Consider the following 19603-nt stretch of genomic DNA (forward strand, 5'->3'; position numbering starts at 1 on the left):
TTTTAATTTCAGTACTTGTACTGACCTACCTTGTGGCGATGTCATTGAATTAACGTTGTAAATTACTGCTAAAAACATGGCTGAGAAACGCAATATTTTTCTTGTTGGCCCAATGGGCGCCGGCAAAAGTACAATTGGTAGACACCTAGCTTCCCAACTTCATATGGAGTTTTTAGACTCCGACACTGTGATCGAAGAGCGCACTGGCGCAGACATCGCATGGGTTTTTGATGTTGAGGGCGAAGATGGTTTCCGTAAGCGCGAAGAATCTGTAATCAACGATCTGACAGAAGAACAAGGTATTGTTCTTGCGACAGGTGGTGGTTCAGTGCTGAGCAAAGAAAACCGTAACCGTCTATCTGCACGAGGCATTGTTGTATACCTAGAGACAACAATTGAAAAGCAACTTGCTCGCACTAACCGCGACAAGAAACGCCCTCTACTTCAAACAGACAACCCGCGTGATGTGCTAGAAGATCTAGCTGTATCTCGCAACGCACTATACGAAGAAGTGGCGGACTACACAGTTCGTACTGACGACCAAAGTGCAAAAGTGGTAGCCAACCAGATCGTAAAAATGCTAGAAGAACGTTAAGTTCATTTTTCGGAGAGCAAACCCATGGAACGGATTACGGTCAATCTAGCTGAGCGTAGCTACCCTATCTCTATTGGCGCCGGGTTATTTGAAGACCCGGCGTACCTTTCTTTTTTATCAGGCAAACAGAAAGTTGTTGTTATCAGTAATGTAACAGTAGCGCCCCTTTATGCTGATAAAATTTTATCGTTATTGGATCAAGTTGGTTGTCAGACTTCTCTTTTAGAGTTGCCAGACGGCGAGCAGTATAAAACCCTTGAAACATTCAATTCAGTGATGAGCTACATGCTTGAAGGAAATTACAGCCGCGATGTGGTGGTAATTGCTTTGGGTGGTGGTGTTATCGGTGATTTGGTCGGTTTTGCTGCTTCTTGTTACCAACGCGGTATTGATTTCATTCAAATCCCGACGACACTTCTTTCTCAAGTGGATTCTTCTGTAGGCGGTAAAACTGCAGTGAACCATCCTCTTGGTAAGAACATGATCGGCGCTTTTTACCAACCAAAATCTGTCATCATCGATACTAACTGTTTAGCCACACTTCCTGAGCGTGAATTTGCAGCGGGTATTGCTGAGGTCATTAAATACGGCATCATTTATGATGAAGCTTTCTTTGATTGGTTGGAACTGAATCTAGAGAAACTTTATCAACTTGATGAACAAGCACTGATCACTGCTATTGCTCGTTGTTGTGCAATTAAAGCTGAAGTGGTTGCTATCGATGAAAAAGAGTCAGGAATCAGAGCGTTATTGAACCTAGGTCATACATTTGGTCATGCGATCGAAGCTGAACTAGGCTATGGTAATTGGCTACATGGTGAAGCTGTGTCTTCAGGTACTGTAATGGCAGCGAAAACTGCTCAATTACAGGGGCTGATTTCTCAGCAGCAACTTGAGCGAATTATTTCTATACTCAAGAATGCGAAACTGCCAATCCATACGCCAGAAAGCATGTCTTTTGAAGACTTTATGAAGCATATGATGCGAGATAAAAAAGTGCTGTCTGGTCAGTTACGTCTGGTATTGCCAACAAGTATTGGTACTGCTGAAGTGGTTGCTGATGTGCCTCAGGACATCATTAAACAAGCGATTGATTTCTGCCGTACTCTTTAAATTTGGTTGTGATGTTGCCTAGCTAAACCCTAGGCAACTGAAGCGTTTTACTGATCGGTCTTATTCAGTAGGGATCCCCAATGAGTTTGGCTCATGAATTAAGAGTATTGGAGTTAGAGTCTCAAGTTGAGCTACTAGAACGCTTACAACTTTTGACGAACTTTGGTTCAAACCTTGTGACGGTAGCTGGTAAAGCTGGCTCTGGCCGTTCTTGGTTAGCTCAGCGTTATCTTGAAGCGTGGTCCACAGAAAAAAATCAGTGTTTACTGCTTTGCCATCCGAGCCAAGATGATCAACAACATCGAGCGCTTATTCTTAGCCAAATTGTTTCTGATCCACTGTTTAACCAACATGATTCCTTGTCAGATAGCCTTACTAGGTTACTTGACGGAGACTCGTGCAATGTGGTTATTGTTGTTGATGATGCCCACCGACTCTCAGAGCTATTAGTATCCGAATTATGGATGTTGGTACTTGAGGCTCAATCAAACCCTCAATGGACGATCAATATCGTTCTCTTTTCGGAAAGTGGCCACTTAGATACGTTATTAACACGTCTGAGTTACGGTCAGCAACACAAGCCTATCGATCTCGAGATCGATGACCTTTCACAATCAGAGGCTGAACATTTCTTTGAATCTCTGGTGATTCGATATGTAGATGATGAGTCTGAAAATCGCGTGCGACGTGCGTTTAATAAAGCACAACCTCTGCCCGGTGAGTTAATGGCTTTAGGAGAATTGAAAGTGGAAAAAAGGATTATTATTCGCTCAATTATTGGCTCGCCCATCAACATTGCAATAGTGGTGGCCTTGATGTTGGTTTTAATTGGTGGTGGTTATTGGTGGATGTTCAGTCAACCAACCCCTGACGATAAAGCGCAATCTCTTATTGCTCCCATTGAACAGACAGCTATCCCAACCTTTGAAGTGGAAAGTGGTTCCGAACAGGTTGGAGTCGACGGAGCGCTAAGTGCTGAAGCCGAAACTGACATGAGCTACCAAGGTGCTGATGATGATAGTTCATCTCTGCCACCAACCGTTGTTGAAGATACCGCTAGTGTTGGAGAGGTGGAGCAAGATCAGCAACGTGTCGTGATTACCTCTGATGTGGTTGATGCTCTACTTGACGATAAACCGGAGAGTGCCGATACCAGTGTGATTGATGCTGTTGTTGAAGAAAACACAGGTGACCCGGTTAGTCCACAGCCAGAATCAGAAAAGGTAGAGTCACAGCCTTCGATCGATGAAGAGTTAGACCTAACAAATTCAAATCCTCCGACGAAAAAGATCACTTTCTCATTTGCTCGCGAAGAGTTACAAGCTATCTCTCCACGAGCTTATACTCTGCAGTTGAGTGCCATGACGTCATTAGAAGACGTTCAGTCTTTTATTGAAGAATATGAAGTCGAAGACAAGGTTCGTATCTATCCAACACTTCGTAATGACACCAAGTGGTTTATTATTACTTATCAAGATTATCCAACGATTCAAGTAGCTCGGGACGCGGTAAGTGCATTATCAAAACCACTTCAACAGTTGGAACCTTGGGCAAAATCGATGAATCAAGTGCATCGAGAGATAGAACGTGCGAAATAACCCTGAGCTTAGCCTCAAAATATGTTACATTCCGCAGCCTTATTTTTGAGTTGATAGATAGAGCAGTAAATGAAAAAGCAGCGTGCCTTTCTAAAATGGGCTGGTGGTAAATATGGCCTAGTTGAAGACATCCAACGTCACCTGCCACCTGCTCGTAAATTGGTAGAACCGTTTGTCGGTGCTGGTTCAGTATTTTTGAACACTGATTTTGAGCAGTACCTACTAGCCGATATCAATCCCGACCTTATCAACCTATATAACCTACTGAAAACCGACCCTGAAACGTACATCACTGAAGCAAAGCGTTGGTTCTGCCCTGAGAACAACCGCAAAGAAGTCTTTCTAGATATTCGAGCTCAGTTCAACGGTACAGATAACATCATGTATCGCTCGCTTGCTTTCTTGTATATGAACCGATTTGGCTTCAATGGCTTGTGTCGTTACAACAAGAAGGGCGGCTTTAACGTTCCGTTCGGTTCTTACAAAAAACCTTACTTCCCAGAAGCCGAGCTGGAGTTTTTTGCTGAGAAAGCGAAAAAAGCCACTTTCGTCTGTGAGGGATACCATGAAACCTTTAGCCGCGCCCGTAAAGGCTGCGTGGTTTATTGTGATCCCCCATACGCACCGTTGTCGAACACGGCTAACTTTACCTCTTATGCAGGTAATGGCTTCAGCTTAGATGATCAAGCGGCCTTGGCTGACGTTGCTGAAAGAGCAGCAATGGAGCGCGGTATTCCCGTTTTGATATCTAACCACGATACGACGTTAACACGTCGCTTATATCACGGGGCGGAGTTGAACGTGGTTAAGGTGAAACGCACCATCAGCCGTAATGGCGCGGGGCGTAATAAAGTTGATGAGCTACTGGCGCTTTTCCATAAAGAGAAAAACCAGCAACACGCATCTGCGGAATAGTACTGGTCAGAATAACCGCCAAACTCATTAAATTGAGTGACCAACGGATACTTTCTTAAACTAATCTTTCGAACCGCTAGGATCTGCTTAGGTGCTTAGGTAGAATTACGCCCTAAATAGCTTGTGTGTCTGTGTTTCTTTTGTGAACCAGTCATAGAGGCAGTGACGCCCGCATTTTACTCACTCTTAAGAGGTCAGGTATGAAAGATTTTCTAATCGCTCCATCTATTTTGTCTGCAGATTTTGCTCGTCTTGGTGAAGACGTAGAAAAAGTACTCGCAGCCGGTGCCGACGTTGTGCACTTTGATGTGATGGATAACCACTACGTACCTAACCTGACTTTTGGCGCGCCTATTTGTAAAGCACTGCGTGACTACGGTATTACTGCTCCTATCGATGTTCACCTAATGGTGAAGCCAGTAGACAGCATCGTACCTGAGTTCGCTAAAGCTGGCGCATCAATGATTACCTTCCACGTTGAAGCATCAGAGCACATAGATCGTACTCTACAGCTGATCAAAGAACACGGCTGTAAAGCAGGTGTTGTTCTAAACCCGGCAACACCGTTGTCTTGCTTAGATTACATCCTGGACAAAGTAGACATGATTCTACTGATGTCTGTGAACCCTGGCTTTGGCGGTCAATCTTTCATTCCACACACTCTTGATAAGCTGCGTGCTGTTCGTAAACTCATTGATGAGTCAGGCCGCGATATCCGCCTTGAGATTGATGGTGGCGTGAAAGTGGATAACATCCGTGAAATTGCAGAAGCGGGCGCTGATATGTTCGTTGCTGGCTCAGCAATCTTCAATCAACCGGATTACAAAGAAGTGATTGATGAGATGCGAGCAGAGCTTGCAAAAGTTAACGCATAAAAGTAGAACTAGGGTCTGTTGACCCAAACTAAAAATTTAGAATAAGGGGCTAATTAGCCCCTTTTTTACGTCTTGTAGCTCAACCTGTAAGACGAACATAATAAATAGGAAAGTAAGATGTCATTAAGCTCAATAAAACTGATCGCCTTTGATTTGGATGGAACCTTGTTAGACAGCGTACCGGATTTGGCTGTCGCGGCTGACCAAGCTTGTCGGGAGCTGGGTTTCCCTTCAGTAAGCGAAGAGCAAGTTCGCGACTATGTGGGTAATGGTGCTGACGTTCTTATCGGACGTTCACTCAGCCGCAACCTGACGGTTGATCCAAGCCTAGAGCCTGAGCTGCTAAAGAAAGCACGTATCCTGTTTGATGATTTCTACGAGCAGGGTGGTCATAAGCTGAGCCACCTTTACCCATCGGTTAAAGAGACACTCGCTGAGCTAGACAAAGCGGGCTTCACGATGGCGCTTGTCACCAACAAGCCCTCGAAATTTGTACCAGACGTTCTGGCGCAGCACGGTATCGGTAAGTACTTTGTTGATGTGTTGGGAGGCGACTCTTTCCCAGAGAAAAAGCCGAACCCAGTGGCGCTGAACTGGTTGCTAGAAAAGCACAATGTGAAGGCTGAAGAGATGCTGATGGTTGGTGATTCAAGCAACGACATCAAAGCCGCTAAGAATGCAGGCTGCCACTCGTTTGGTCTGACTTACGGCTACAACCACGGTGAGCCAATTTCAGCATCGAACCCTGACTATGTCGCAGACAACATTGCGCAATTACTAGATGTCGTTCTAGTTTCAGCATAAAGCGGACAAAAGTTAGCTAACCTACTAGCAAAATACTTATCAATGAGTACACTGGATGAGCCGTACAGAAGAGCTGTGCGGCTTTTCTATTTTAAAGTTAAGAAGCTAAGTTTTTCAGATACTACGTTAAGAAACTAAGTTAACGAGCTTAGCGAACAAGCAAAGGAATTAAAACCATGAGCAAGCCCATCGTATTGAGTGGTGTTCAACCATCTGGTGAACTAAGTATCGGTAACTACTTGGGTGCTCTACGTCAATGGCAACAGATGCAAGATGATTACGATTGCCAATACTGTGTTGTAGACCTTCACGCAATTACGGTTCGCCAAGATCCGAAAGCACTGCATGAAGCGACTCTAGACGCATTAGCAATCTGTCTTGCTGTCGGTGTTGATCCAAAGAAGAGCACGCTATTTGTTCAGTCACACGTACCAGAGCATGCTCAACTTGGTTGGCTTCTTAACTGTTACACACAAATGGGTGAACTGAGCCGTATGACTCAGTTCAAAGATAAGTCTGCACGTCACTCAAATGATGTAAACGTAGGCCTATACGACTACCCAGTTCTGATGGCTGCAGACATCCTGCTTTACGGTGCTCACCAGGTGCCGGTAGGTAGCGACCAGAAACAACACCTAGAGCTAGCGCGTGATATCGCAACTCGTTTCAACAACATCTACGGCCCTGAAACGCCAATCTTCCAAGTTCCAGAACCTTACATTCCAACAGTGAATGCACGTGTTATGAGCCTGCAAGATGCGACTAAGAAAATGTCTAAGTCGGATGACAACCGTAAGAACGTAATTACTCTGCTAGAAGAGCCTAAGTCGATCATCAAGAAGATCAACAAAGCGCAAACCGATGCAGAAACGCCACCACGTATTGCTCACGATTGGGAAAACAAAGCGGGTATCTCTAACCTAATGGGTCTGTACTCTGCGGCGACGGGTAAAACGTTTGAAGAGATCGAAGCGCAATATCAAGGCGTTGAAATGTACGGTCCATTCAAGAAAGATGTAGGCGCAGCATTGGTTGAGATGCTTGAGCCGATTCAATCTGAATATCACCGTATCCGTGCTGATCGTGCCTACATGGATGCAGTAATGAAAGCGGGTGCTGAAAAAGCCTCTGAGCGTGCTGCAGTAACACTGAAGAAAGCATACGAAGCAGTAGGTTTTGTTACTCGCCCATAGGGTGAACTAACCCAACTCACTTGAGAATTTGAGCCCAAAGTAGCTTTTGTTTACTTTGGGCTTTTTAATGCCCATTCTATTTACCTTCCTCGAAAATCCCTCGTTTGAATTGATAACTTACGCAGTATCTGACTAGCATAATCATCATATTAATGCTGTGCATGTGATCTTATTCAGTACTTCTGGACTTTATAAATTTATACTCATTTCTATATATGTTGGAAATATATAACGTGCCAAACAATTGATGATTCCAAAGTGATAAGTTCCTCATTTTCTTGCCAACTGACTTATTCCTTTCATAAATAAACCTGATAGTTACCACAAAATACATGACTGTCCATAGATGGCAGTGACTATAAATCAATGAACTCAGGTGAAACGGATGGCTCTTTTACACAAACCTTCATTGCTAGCAGTGGCAATTGGTAGCTTGTTAACCACAAGCGCACACGCTGATTTGTTTATTTCACAGTATGTGGAAGGCGGCAGCTACAACAAAGCGGTTGAGATCGCCAATAACGGCGATAGCAGCATTAATTTAGATGGTTATTCACTGGCTAAGTCAGCTAATGGCAACGGATCATGGGGCGCCACTTTACCTTTAGATGGCCACGTTTTAGCGCCCGGTGAGGTGCTTGTGGTTGCTCATACCAGTGCCAGTGATGAGATTAAGGCGGTCGCTGACATTCTCAATGCTTCATTAGCTAATCATAATGGCGACGATCCACTGGCTATCCTGAATTCAGACTCAAGCGTGCTGGATATGATTGGTGTGATGGGTGATGTGGATTGGGGCAAAGACGTTACCTTGGTTCGTGCTGAGCAAACACCTTCGGCGACGTTTGACGCTTCACAGTGGGTATCGCTACCAAAAGACAGCATTGAAGGGCTAGGTTCATTAGACAGTGTTGAACTGCCAGAAGCGTTCACTTGTACACAAGATGGTTCTGACCCAGTATTCACCACCATTCAAGAGATCCAAGGTGAGGGCGCAACATCGCCGTTCGTTGATGGCTACCCATACATCACTGACGATGAGTATTTCGTCAAAGGTGTTGTGAGTGCGGTGACTACAGGCATAACCAAAGGTTTCTACCTGCAAGCACTTGATGACGACTTTAATTCAAGTACTTCTGAAGGCCTATTTATTCACACCAATCAATCGAGTTCAGAACTAGCTGCGGGTGATGTGGTGTGTGTGAAAGGTAAGGTTCAAGAATACTACAGCCATACTCAGCTTAAAGTTGAAAACAACCAATGGCTAAAACAGGGCGAACAACAAGCGCCTGAAGCAACTGCGATTGAAGCTCTAGACAGTGATGAGAACTTCGCTGCAACGCTTGAACGCTACGAAGGCATGTTGGTGAAAACGACGGAAGCGCTTGATATGCGTGTCACTCGTACCTTTGGTTATGACTACGCAGGTCGTCGTAACAACATGGTACTGGCGCATGAGCGTATTAACATGCAACCGAACCAGCTTTTCGCAGCAGGTTCTGAAGACGCGAAACAACAAACGGAAGATAACGCAGACCGTCGTCTTTTCGTTGAAACCGATCAAAAAGCGGCTGACGGACAAGTACCTTTCTACCCAGACTTTGGCCGCACCGATATCGACCAAGATGGTTCGACGGAAGACTACATCCGTATCGATGACACCATTGTTGGCCTAGAAGGTGTGCTGACTTACAGCTACGGCGAGTACCGCTTAGTGACAACCAACCAGATCTCGGCTGAGAACTTTGTACGTAATGACCCACGCACTGACAAGCCTGATATGGATGAAGGTGATCTACGTATCGCGACTTTTAATGTCTTGAACTACTTTAACTCTCCATTTGGTGGTGACGCGAATCAGCATGGTAACAATCGTGGCGCGAACACCATCACTGAGTTTGAGATGCAGCAAGAGAAGATTGTGAATGCGATTCTTCGCTTAGACGCTGACATTATTGGTTTGATGGAAATTGAGAACAACGGCTTTGGTGAAGGCTCTGCCATTCAGCAGCTTGTTAACCAACTGAATGACCGCATTGAGCGCAAGAAAGACCGCTATACTTTTGTGGCTGTCGATTCGAACGAAGATGGCGTGACCGACGAGATGGACTCGATTGGTACTGATGTCATTACAACAGGTGTTATTTACCGTAAGAAAGTAGTTAAGCTTAAAGACAGCCGTGTTATCGCGATGCCAAGCCAACAAGCGCCAGAAGTGTTAGATGATTCTGGCAAGGTGATTGAAGACGGTAAGAACTACCAGCGCGACTCATTGGCGCCAACCTTTAAAGTTAAAGGCACCAAAGAGAAACTCACCGTAGCGATCAACCACTTTAAATCGAAAGGTTCTAAGTGTTGGGAAGATGCAGCTCCTGTCGAGCAGGGCGGTCAAGGTGGTGTTGATGCTGATAAGCAAGGTTCATGTGAGAACTTCCGTGTTGCTGCGGCAGTTGCATTAGGTGAAGCGCTAGACGGCATTAAAGGCCATAAAGTGATTCTGGGTGATATGAACTCGTACGGCATGGAAGACCCAATGCTGGTACTGACGGATTACTCTGAAGAGAAATACGGTAAGAAAATCAAAGCGGCGCGTAACACTTACATTGACGGCGTCGAGCAGTTTGGTGACAGCGGTGCTGTGATCACTAAGAACTACGGCTACATTAATGCTGTGGCTCAAAAGCACCCAAACAGCTGGAGCTACTCATACAATGATGAAGTCGGTGCCTTGGATCATTTGTTGATCAGTGACAGCTTGAAAGATAGGGTTGTTGATGCGACCGATTGGCACATCAATGGTGGTGAGTCGACGTTGTTTGACTACAACGAAGAGTTCAAAGCTGACCTACCTAAGTACCAAGATCACTTCCGTTCATCGGATCATGATCCTGCTGTTCTTGAACTGCGAGTAGGCGGTTCTTTCGGCTTCGGTGCACTGATGTCATTGTTTGGTTTAGCAATGTGGCGTCGTCGCCAGTAGCGACATCGTTAACTGCGCAAGCCAGCTGATACAGGTAACTGAAAGTTATCTGTAAACAATTAAGGTCAACTTAGGTTGGCCTTAATTATTGGCGAAATGCAGTTTCCACTTGCCTTTCGCCATGGGTATTGCACAATACCGCCCCTATATCTCTCAATCATTTAGTATTTAGCAAACGATTTCGACCCATGTTACTTATCATCGATAACTACGACTCTTTTACCTATAACTTGTATCAGTATTTCTGTGAGTTAGGGGTCACTGTGAAAGTTGTTCGCAACGATGAGATTGATATTGCGGGTATCGAATCGCTGAACCCTAGCCATCTTGTTATCTCTCCGGGTCCTTGTACGCCGAATGATGCGGGAATCTCTCTGCAAGTCATTGAGCACTTCGTGGGTAAGTTGCCGATCTTAGGTGTGTGTCTTGGTCATCAAGCCATTGCTCAAGTCTTTGGTGGTGAAGTGGTGAGAGCCAGACAAGTGATGCATGGTAAAACCTCTCCGATCCGTCATAACGGTAAGAGCGTTTTTCAAGGTCTCAATAATCCTCTGACTGTGACTCGTTACCACTCTTTAGTGGTGAAAAATGGTACGCTCCCTGACTGCTTTGAACTCACTTCTTGGACAGAGTTTGAAGATGGCAGTATGGATGAGATCATGGGTTATCAACACAAAACCTTGCCGATTGATGCCGTCCAATTTCACCCTGAATCGATTAAAACAGAGCAAGGACACCAGCTTCTTGCTAACTTCTTAGCGCGTTGAGTGTTTAAATTTGGCTTTTCATTCGTTCAAATAAGCCAGTTAAACGTATTACCTCGTTCGTTAAGCGTTTTAATTCGGGCGCGCCGCGTCTTCATCCCTCTGACGCCGATCACTTTTTATAACATTTCTCCCTCTTCAGGCTAAGTTTTTAGTCTATGCAATATTATTCGCCTTATTTCCTCTCGAACCCCTTATACCGCTGTACCAGTAAGGCTTTGCTGTTGATGGATAGACGTTTAGTTAAAAAAAGCTTCATAAAACAGATTGTTTGATGCATAAATAGTCATAGGTAGTGACGTTTAGCTGGTTGTTAGGGATGGCTAAAGAATAATCTACTATTGAAAAGGTTAATTAAATGTAAATATAATGCTGCAGCGGGATTATGGCGGGACAAAATATCTTTATCTCACTTATGAACCATTACGCTTATTTGCGAAGCTTGCGGTATCGAGAAGGAATGTACGATGACAGTGGAAAATAATGTAGAACGTAGTCTTTTTAATGAGGTGATGGTGCCTTGTTATAACCCAATGGAAATGATCCCGGTAAAAGGGGAAGGCGCACGCGTTTGGGACCAACAAGGCCGAGAGTATATCGACTTTGCTGGCGGTATCGCTGTGAGCTGCTTGGGTCACTGTCACCCAGCAATGGTGAATGCCGTAACTGAGCAAGCAAACAAGATTTGGCATCTGAGTAACGTGATGACCAACGAACCTGCACTTCGTCTAGCGAAGAAGCTAACCGACGTATGTTTTGCAGAAAAAGTATTTTTTGCCAACTCTGGCGCAGAAGCGAATGAAGCAGCATTGAAGTTGGCTCGTCGTTGGGCGGCAGATGTTCATGGCCCTGAGAAGTCTGAAATCATTGCATTCAAACAAGGTTTCCATGGTCGTACTTTCTTTACTGTAACTGTAGGTGGTCAAGAAGCTTATTCTGATGGCTTTGGTCCTAAACCGGGCGATGTAACTCACCTGCCTTACAATGATATTGCCGCGCTAGAAGCGCACATCTCTGATCGCACATGTGCAATCATGATGGAACCTCTGCAAGGTGAGGGTGGCATCATCTCTCCAACCTCTGAGTTTGTGAACACCGTTCGTGAGCTGTGTGACAAGCACAATGCGCTGCTTATTTTTGATGAAGTGCAAACAGGTAATGGCCGTACGGGCAATTTTTATGCGTATCAAGGCCTAGGTGTGACACCTGATATCTTAAGTACAGCAAAATCACTCGGTGGTGGTTTCCCTATCGGCGCGATGCTAACAACGACTGAACTCGCGACACACCTAAAAGTCGGTACGCACGGTTCAACATACGGCGGTAACCCACTAGCGTGTGCCGTTGCTGAAGCGGTTGTTGACGTCGTTAGCCAACCAGAAACCTTAGCTGGCGTAAAAGAGCGTGAAGAGCTATTTCGTGACGGCTTAGCTAAGATTAATGACAAATATCAAATATTCAGTGAAGTTCGTGGTAAAGGCCTATTATTAGGCGCTGCACTAAATGACGAGTGGCAAGGACGTGCACGTGACGTATTAGTAGCAGCAGGCGAACAAGGCTTGATGGTATTGGTTGCGGGTGCAAACGTGGTTCGTTTTACGCCATCACTGGTTATTACTACACAAGAAATTGAAGAAGGCTTATCAAAACTAGACAAAGCAATCGCTACGCTAGTTTAGCCTAAGCGGCGTCATAGGAATGATCGCCATTAGAGCGATCCCATGACGTTTTGCTAAAGGCCCAAGCTTCTGGTTTTGGGCCTATTTTGCATCTGGAGGGAATATTGATGCTAGTTGTTCGCCCAATTAAACTATCTGATTACGACGCGTTGCATACCTGCGCTGTTGAGTCAGGACATGGATTCACATCTCTTCCGGTTAACGAAGAACTGTTAACCAATCGTATTACTCACTCTGAATACAGCTTCGCGAAACAAGACGTGACCGAGCCCGGTGATGAAGGCTACCTGATGGTTGGCTACGATACCGAAACCGGAGAAGTGGCGGGTACGACCGGCATAGAAGCCTCGATTGGCTGGGATGTACCGTTTTATTCTTACCACATCAGCAAAGTAGTCCACTCATCACAAAAGCTAGGCGTGAACAACGTCGTTAAGCTACTGACTTTCGGTAATAACTACACCGGGTGCAGTGAGATCTGTACGCTATTTTTGCGTCCAGATTTCCGTGGCGGCTTGAACGGTCGTTTGATGTCGAAGTGTCGGTTTTTGATCATGGCGGAACACCCAGAGCGTTTCTCAAAAACGATTTTTGCTGAGATGCGTGGTGTATCGGATGCCGAAGGCAACTCTCCTTTCTGGCAATGGCTGCAAGAGCACTTCTTCTCGATTGATTTCACGCTTGCTGATTACCTAACCGGTATTGGTAAGAAAGGCTTCATTGCTGACCTAATGCCGAAGCTGCCTATCTACGTGAACCTACTGAGCAAAGAGGCTCAGGCGGTGATTGGAGAGGTACATGATAATACGCGCCCTGCACTTAAGTTGCTGGAACGTGAAGGTTTCACTAACCGAGGCTACGTTGACATCTTTGATGCGGGGCCAACGGTTGAATGTGATTTAAGAAACATTGAATCGGTACGTTATGCGATTCGTGCTCAAGTAAAAATTGCAGAGCACTCCAGCTCTAAAGACTTCCTAATTGGTAATACCTCGTTCGAGAACTTCCGCGCAGTCGCTGCGAAAGGTGCGTATGACCAAGCAAGTGACACAGTGATTTTATCATCTGAAGTAGCAAGCGCTCTTGAAGTAAAAGAAGGCGAATTCGTTCGCATGTTAGCTCAGTAAGAGCAGCGATTATCTGTCGAAGATTTTAAGGATAGAAGTATGACTCAGTGGATAGCAGGACAATGGGTGGCAGGTCAAGGTGACGCCATGGCATCAGTAAGCCCATACAATAATGAAGTAGTATGGCAGGGTGATAGCGCAACTCCTGCACAGGTTGAATCTGCAGTAGCAGCGGCTCGTGAAGCCTTCTTAGTTTGGAAAAAACTGAGCTTTGCCGAGCGTGAAGCGATCGTGTTGAATTTTGCTGAGAAAGTTAAAGAGAACAGCGAAGAAATAGCACAAATTATTGCAAAAGAGACGGGGAAACCGATTTGGGAAACGCGTACTGAAGCGGGCGCGATGGCGGGCAAAATTGCTATCTCTATTCGTGCTTACCATGAACGTACTGGTGAAGCTTCACGTGAAGCTGCAGGCAACCAAATTGTACTGCGTCATCGTCCATTAGGCGTAATGGCAGTATTTGGTCCTTATAACTTCCCTGGTCATCTACCTAACGGTCATATTGTTCCAGCACTGCTATCGGGTAATACCGTGGTATTTAAGCCGTCAGAGCAGACACCTTGGACGGGTGAGTTTGCGATGAAACTATGGCAAGAAGCTGGCCTTCCTGCTGGCGTAATTAACCTAGTACAAGGTGCCAAAGAGACAGGTATCGCACTGGCTGATGCTAAAGGCCTTGATGGCGTGCTGTTCACAGGTAGTGCCAATACCGGTCATATCCTGCATCGTCAATTCGCGGGCCAACCGGGCAAGATGCTGGCACTAGAAATGGGCGGCAACAACCCTATGGTGATCAGCGACCAATACGGTGATGCAGACGCAACGGTATACACTATCATCCAATCAGCTTTCATCAGTGCGGGTCAACGTTGTACATGTGCACGTCGCTTGTATGTTCCAATAGGAGATAAGGGCGATCAACTACTGGATAAGCTCGTTGCTGCGACCTTGAAAATTCGTGTCGATCAGCCATTCGCTGAGCCAGCACCCTTCATGGGCCCACAGATCTCTGAAGCTGCGGCTAAGTTCATTCTGGACGCACAAGCGAATCTGCAATCGTTAGGCGGTGTAAGTCTAGTAGAAGCAAAAGCGGGTCAAGCGGCGTTTGTTTCTCCTGGTATTATCGACGCAACCAACATTGCTGAACTGCCGGATGAAGAGTACTTTGGTCCATTGCTACAAGTGGTCCGTTATCAATCGCTAGAGCAAGCGGTTGAGCTAGCTAACGACACACGCTTTGGTTTATCTGCTGGCTTAGTATCAACAGATGATTCTGAATGGGAATACTTTGTTGACCATATCCGTGCGGGCATTGTTAACCGTAACCGCCAGCTAACAGGCGCAAGTGGCGATGCTCCATTTGGTGGTCCAGGTGCTTCGGGCAACTTACGCCCAAGTGCTTACTACGCGGCTGACTACTGTGCTTACCCTATGGCTTCAATGGAAGGTGGCGAAACTCAACTTCCGGCAACGTTTAGCCCAGGTATTGAGCTTTAATTTAGGCTAATGAGTCTTAGGCTTATGCGTTAAGTTTGAAATAGGAAGCGGTGCTATCGCTTCCTTTTTCCATCACGCCCAACACCTAGATTGGGCAGTAGATAATAATAGAAAAGTATGTCACAGGCTGATGGCTGCTGACTCTGTGTCTCAGCCTCTCCCTTTCTAATCCAAATTACTAGCTTGCTAGAACCTCTGACAAGGAGTCACCATGACGCCCGATCTACTCTTTAAATCACTTTGGGACGATTACATTCACAGGCTTTGTCCATCGGCTGAGAAAGTACATCACTTGCTGAAAGAAGACGAAGCTCTGATTAATGATCACATTGCACTGCGTACTTTCAATGTTGCTCCGCTAGGTATTGAAACATTGGCTAAGCCTTTCCTTGAGCTAGGTTATAAAGCGTGTGGCGATTACTTGTTTGAGAGTAAGAAGCTAGTCGCGAAGCATTACGAGCACCCAGATCCAAATCAACCTAAAGTGTTCATTAGTGAGTTGAAGGTCGAAGAGTGTTCAAGTGACTTACAACAGATCGTTGCTAAATTGGTTGAGCAAGTCGACGTAAGCAAGCTTCAAGGCCATGAATTCTTATTTGGTGGTCGTCTATGGGACTTGAGCTTCGCAGATTTCCAAGTGCTTGCAAAAGAAAGTGAATACGCGTCTTGGCTCGCAGCTCATGGTTACGGTGCCAACCACTTTACAGTGAGCGTTAATCAACTCGATGCTTTTGATGAAGTGCAGGCAGTGAATGATTATTTGAGCGAATCAGGCTTCACGATCAATGCATCTGGTGGCCAGGTTAAAGGCTCTCCAGAGGTCTTATTAGAGCAATCATCAACAATGGCAGATAAAGTCCCAGTTTCATTTGTTGAGGGCAATGAGATGATTCCTGGAGGCTTCTATGAGTTCGCTAAGCGTTATGCGATGGCTAATGGTGAGCTTTATACCGGTTTTGTGGCAGCATCGGCTGACAAGATCTTCGAAAGCACTAACGGTTAAAGAAAGATACGAGTACGGACTTTACCCTAAAGATGCAGATAGGCTTCGCTTCGAGAGTGTTTGCGCTTCGAAGCTGTAGGTGTTTCATTCGTATTTTCTTTGTAGATCTTTAGAAAACAAAAAAGCCACCAAATTTGCATTTGGTGGCTTTCAAATTTTAGGCTCAGTTAATCGAGATTAACGAGTGCCATATACCACGATAGTTTTACCGTGTGCAGAAATTAGGTTCTGCTCTTCTAGCATCTTCAAGATACGACCAACTGTCTCACGAGAACAACCAACGATCTGGCCAATCTCTTGGCGAGTGATCTTGATTTGCATGCCGTCAGGGTGAGTCATTGCATCTGGTTGTTTTGCTAGGTTTAGTAGCGTTTGTGCGATACGACCAGTTACGTCAAGGAACGCTAAGTCACCAACTTTTTGGCTAGTTACTTGTAGACGGTTTGCCATTTGCGCTGATAGACGCATTAGGATGTCTGGGTTCACTTGGATAAGTTGACGGAATTTCTTGAAAGAAATTTCAGCTACTTCACAAGGAGATTTTGCACGAACCCAAGCTGTACGCTCTTGGTCTTCTTCGAATAAGCCTAGCTCACCGATGAAGTCGCCTTGGTTTAGGTAAGAAAGAATCATTTCCTTACCTTCTTCGTCTTTGATAAGAACTGCCACAGAACCTTTAACAATGTAGTACAAGGTTTCTGCCTTTTCACCAGCATGAATCAAAGTACTTTTTGATGGGTACTTATGAATATGACAGTGTGAAAGGAACCACTCTAATGTTGGATCGGTTTGAGGTTTACCTAGAACCATAATATCTCACTTCCTCTGCAGGGTATGCTTGCCGCTTTCCGTATTTTAGCTAAGCCTGGATTGACTTGTAGGATAAGAGCACTCGTTGAGCGCTGCAAGCTATCTTGTGTTTCGTTTAAGAATAGTATCCTTTTTCAGGTACTATTTCTTGATTTTAATCGTGACCAAGCTACGATTTTTTACGCAAAATTGTGCACATGATCACGGTATGAAAAGTAATCAACCAGAATGGTGCTCTGTTAACCAATTTTTCCGGTTTCGATGAGTTGTTGTAGGATCGGCCTTACAATGAGCTCCATAGCAAAACTCATCTTCCCTCCTGGTACCACAAGCGTGTTGTGGCGAGACATAAATGAGCCATCAATCATAGCTAAAAGGTAAGGGAAATCGACGTTTTTGATGCCGCGCAAACGTATAACAACGAAGCTTTCGTCTAAACTTGGGATCCCTTTAGCGTTGAGAGGGTTTGATGTGTCTACCGTTGGAACACGCTGAAAGTTGATGTGAGTACGCGAAAACTGAGGAGTAATGTAGTTAAGGTAATCATCCATCGAGCGAACAATCGAGTCCATTACTGCTTCACGAGAATGACCACGATCGCGTGTGTCGCGAACGAATTTCTGGATCCATTCTAAGTTGACGATAGGTACCATGCCGATCAGCAAGTCGACGTGTTGAGAAACATTGATATCGCCATCAACCACACCGCCGTGCAGGCCTTCGTAAAACATCACATCTGAATTTTCTGGGATCTCTTGCCATGGCGTAAAGGTGCCTGGCATTTGATTGTAAGGAACGGCTTCATCGAACGTGTGCAGGTAGCTACGTACCTTGCCTGTACCTTCGTTACCGTATTTACGGAAGAACTCTTCTAGCGCACCAAAGTCGTTGGCTTGTGGACCAAAGTAGCTGATGTGCTTACCTTGCTCGCGCGCTTTACGGATCTCGACATCCATCTCTGGTCGAGTGAAGCGATGGAAACTATCCCCTTCAACCCAAGCGGCCTTCACGTCCATCATATTGAACATTTTACGGAAGGCTTCTGAGGTGGTGGTGGTGCCGGCTCCTGATGAACCCGTCACCGCAATAATTGGATGTTTAGCGGACATGACAACCCTTGTCTTTTGAGTAACTTACTTGTTAGCAATCGTTTACCACTATAACACGGCTCCTTTATGAGCGCAGCCTAGAAGCGTTTTGTGACTTGAATATCAACGGTTTCATGCAGCTCAGAAAATACGATACTGACTTCTCCTGAGGCTAATTGATGTTTCACTTGGTCAATCTTGTTTTGCAATGAAACCTCTACATCACCGTAGTCTGTACCTTCACGCAGCACGAACTCTTTGATGAGGTTTTCCAGTGTTTCTGGTGCAATGTCTTGCCATGGGATGATCATAAATACTTCTCTCTTTTATATTCATAAATAGGTTTATTGATGTGTTGATTACTGCGTCTAGTGACGTCTACCACTCAGTCCTTAAAAAGGCTCGGTCATTATGCCGAATCTTGGATACTTTCATAGTAGGCTGGCAATGCTTCTTCTAGCCAAAACCTGGGCTTGAGCGTGCTACCGGTAATGAACCCCACATGGCCACCTTTCTGAAACAAGCGATAATCAATATTGTCTGGTAGTACGAATTTTGGAATAACATCATCAGTCATGAAAGGATCGTCTTTAGCATGAATGATCTGAGTCGGTAGCTTAATCTTATTCAGTTTTGGAAGCGCTGAACATTGAGCATAGTAGTCTTGAGCATTCTTAAATCCATGCAGAGGCGCAGTGATCCTTTCATCAAACTCATACAGTTTGTCTATTTTTTTGATGGTTTCAGCGGAGATACCTATTTTTTCTTGTAACAGCTTAACCTTTTTCAAGGCATTCGATTTGAGTGAGTTGAGCAGGTATTTTTTATAGAGCCTAGAGAAGCCTCTTTCAATACGACTGGAGCAGCAAGCTAAATCAAAAGGAGCAGAAACTATCGTTGCCGCCGACAGTAATGGGTCGTCCGCATACTCAGCCAAGTAGTTCGCCAGCATGTTTCCGCCTAGAGATATACCAACCGCAACCTTTGGGTTATTGGGAAATTGCGCGTGTAAGTGTCGTAGAAAGAAACGAGCATCTTCTACTTCTCCTGAATGGTACGCGCGAGCCAAGCGATTCGGTTTTCCGCTGCATCCTCTAAAGTGCATCATCACGGATAACCAACCATCTTTAGCAAACGCATTCATCAGTCCATTGGCGTAAGGGCTTTCAAAGCTGCCTTCCAAACCGTGGAATAGAACGAAAATGGGCTTATTATTCGCATCTCCTCTGCTTTTATTATCACTATTGGGGCTATCTCCCTTCGGGTCCTCGCTCCATGCAAGGTCGAGGAAATCACCGTCGGGAGTTTCTAAGGTTTGCCATTGAGGATCAAATAACGCCTGCTTTCTAATAAACCGTGGCACTAAGGTTTGTAAGTGCGGATTAGAGAGACCAGCCGCTGCGGTAAATATTGTCATAAAACAGTCCATGCTTCTTTTATGGGCTTTGATAAAGTGTTGAGCTTTTAGTGAAACGCCCATGTTTTTATTTGAGCTTGGTTGATTCTCGGCATAAGCGCAAGAGTTTCACTCATACAGGTTACAAAACAGGTTGTAGGTAACT

The 19603-nt window shown here is 45.2% G+C and carries 17 protein-coding genes; 13 read left to right on the top strand and 4 right to left on the bottom strand.

All coding sequences use genetic code 11. The features are described from left to right. The first annotated feature begins 76 nt into the window (after positions 1-76). From aroK to OCW38_RS01325, 13 genes are all read left to right on the top strand, one after another. Positions 77-595 carry a shikimate kinase AroK gene (gene aroK / locus OCW38_RS01265; RefSeq protein WP_009848907.1) on the top strand — a complete coding sequence of 173 codons (519 nt, stop codon included), beginning with the start codon at positions 77-79 and terminating at the stop codon, positions 593-595. 24 nt (positions 596-619) lie between these two features. Next, positions 620-1708, top strand: a complete 1089-nt coding sequence (gene aroB, locus OCW38_RS01270; RefSeq protein ID WP_010435273.1) for a 3-dehydroquinate synthase — start codon at positions 620-622, stop codon at positions 1706-1708. An 80-nt stretch (positions 1709-1788) separates the two neighbouring features. Then, positions 1789-3306 carry an SPOR domain-containing protein gene (locus tag OCW38_RS01275; protein ID WP_261894841.1) on the top strand — a complete coding sequence of 506 codons (1518 nt, stop codon included), beginning with the start codon at positions 1789-1791 and terminating at the stop codon, positions 3304-3306. 69 nt (positions 3307-3375) lie between these two features. Next, positions 3376-4221, top strand: coding sequence for a Dam family site-specific DNA-(adenine-N6)-methyltransferase (locus OCW38_RS01280; protein WP_010435266.1), 846 nt, complete (start codon positions 3376-3378; stop codon positions 4219-4221). A 200-nt stretch (positions 4222-4421) separates the two neighbouring features. Further along, complete coding sequence (rpe, locus tag OCW38_RS01285; RefSeq protein ID WP_010435263.1) at positions 4422-5096, top strand: ribulose-phosphate 3-epimerase; 675 nt, start codon at positions 4422-4424, stop codon at positions 5094-5096. Between the two features lie 117 nt (positions 5097-5213). After that, complete coding sequence (locus tag OCW38_RS01290) at positions 5214-5900, top strand: phosphoglycolate phosphatase (protein ID WP_016767991.1); 687 nt, start codon at positions 5214-5216, stop codon at positions 5898-5900. A 176-nt stretch (positions 5901-6076) separates the two neighbouring features. Then, positions 6077-7093, top strand: coding sequence for a tryptophan--tRNA ligase (gene trpS / locus OCW38_RS01295; protein ID WP_010435234.1), 1017 nt, complete (start codon positions 6077-6079; stop codon positions 7091-7093). Between the two features lie 385 nt (positions 7094-7478). After that, positions 7479-10073 (top strand): ExeM/NucH family extracellular endonuclease, encoded by a 2595-nt coding sequence (locus OCW38_RS01300; RefSeq protein ID WP_261894844.1) that lies wholly within the window; start codon positions 7479-7481, stop codon positions 10071-10073. A gap of 188 nt (positions 10074-10261) precedes the next feature. Next, entirely contained in the window at positions 10262-10840 is a 579-nt protein-coding gene (locus OCW38_RS01305) for an aminodeoxychorismate/anthranilate synthase component II (protein ID WP_010435229.1), read from the top strand. A gap of 464 nt (positions 10841-11304) precedes the next feature. Further along, on the top strand, positions 11305-12516 hold the full coding sequence (locus OCW38_RS01310; RefSeq protein WP_016767992.1) for an aspartate aminotransferase family protein: 1212 nt from the start codon (positions 11305-11307) through the stop codon (positions 12514-12516). A gap of 107 nt (positions 12517-12623) precedes the next feature. Continuing rightward, a complete protein-coding gene (astA, locus tag OCW38_RS01315; protein ID WP_016767993.1) occupies positions 12624-13643 on the top strand; it encodes an arginine N-succinyltransferase in 1020 nt (339 codons plus the stop codon). 39 nt (positions 13644-13682) lie between these two features. Then, positions 13683-15140 carry a succinylglutamate-semialdehyde dehydrogenase gene (gene astD / locus OCW38_RS01320; RefSeq protein WP_010435219.1) on the top strand — a complete coding sequence of 486 codons (1458 nt, stop codon included), beginning with the start codon at positions 13683-13685 and terminating at the stop codon, positions 15138-15140. Between the two features lie 211 nt (positions 15141-15351). Continuing rightward, a complete protein-coding gene (locus OCW38_RS01325; protein WP_010435216.1) occupies positions 15352-16143 on the top strand; it encodes a DUF1338 domain-containing protein in 792 nt (263 codons plus the stop codon). Between the two features lie 177 nt (positions 16144-16320). Here OCW38_RS01325 and crp read toward each other — a convergent pair whose 3' ends face one another. The 4 genes from crp to OCW38_RS01345 form a co-directional block, all read right to left on the bottom strand. After that, the gene (gene crp / locus OCW38_RS01330) at positions 16321-16953 is read right to left on the bottom strand and encodes a cAMP-activated global transcriptional regulator CRP (protein ID WP_004729651.1); all 633 of its coding nucleotides are present in this window, start codon (positions 16951-16953) and stop codon (positions 16321-16323) included. 239 nt (positions 16954-17192) lie between these two features. Next, positions 17193-18062: a phosphoribulokinase gene (locus tag OCW38_RS01335; protein ID WP_010435210.1), complete on the bottom strand. Its 870-nt coding sequence runs from the start codon at positions 18060-18062 to the stop codon at positions 17193-17195. A 77-nt stretch (positions 18063-18139) separates the two neighbouring features. After that, positions 18140-18352 (bottom strand): YheU family protein, encoded by a 213-nt coding sequence (locus OCW38_RS01340; RefSeq protein ID WP_010435208.1) that lies wholly within the window; start codon positions 18350-18352, stop codon positions 18140-18142. A gap of 98 nt (positions 18353-18450) precedes the next feature. Next, on the bottom strand, positions 18451-19458 hold the full coding sequence (locus OCW38_RS01345; RefSeq protein ID WP_016783703.1) for a hydrolase: 1008 nt from the start codon (positions 19456-19458) through the stop codon (positions 18451-18453). Positions 19459-19603 lie beyond the last annotated feature (145 nt).

The sequence above is a fragment of the Vibrio cyclitrophicus genome (assembly GCF_024347435.1).
GTDB classification, from domain to species: Bacteria; Pseudomonadota; Gammaproteobacteria; order Enterobacterales; family Vibrionaceae; genus Vibrio; species Vibrio cyclitrophicus.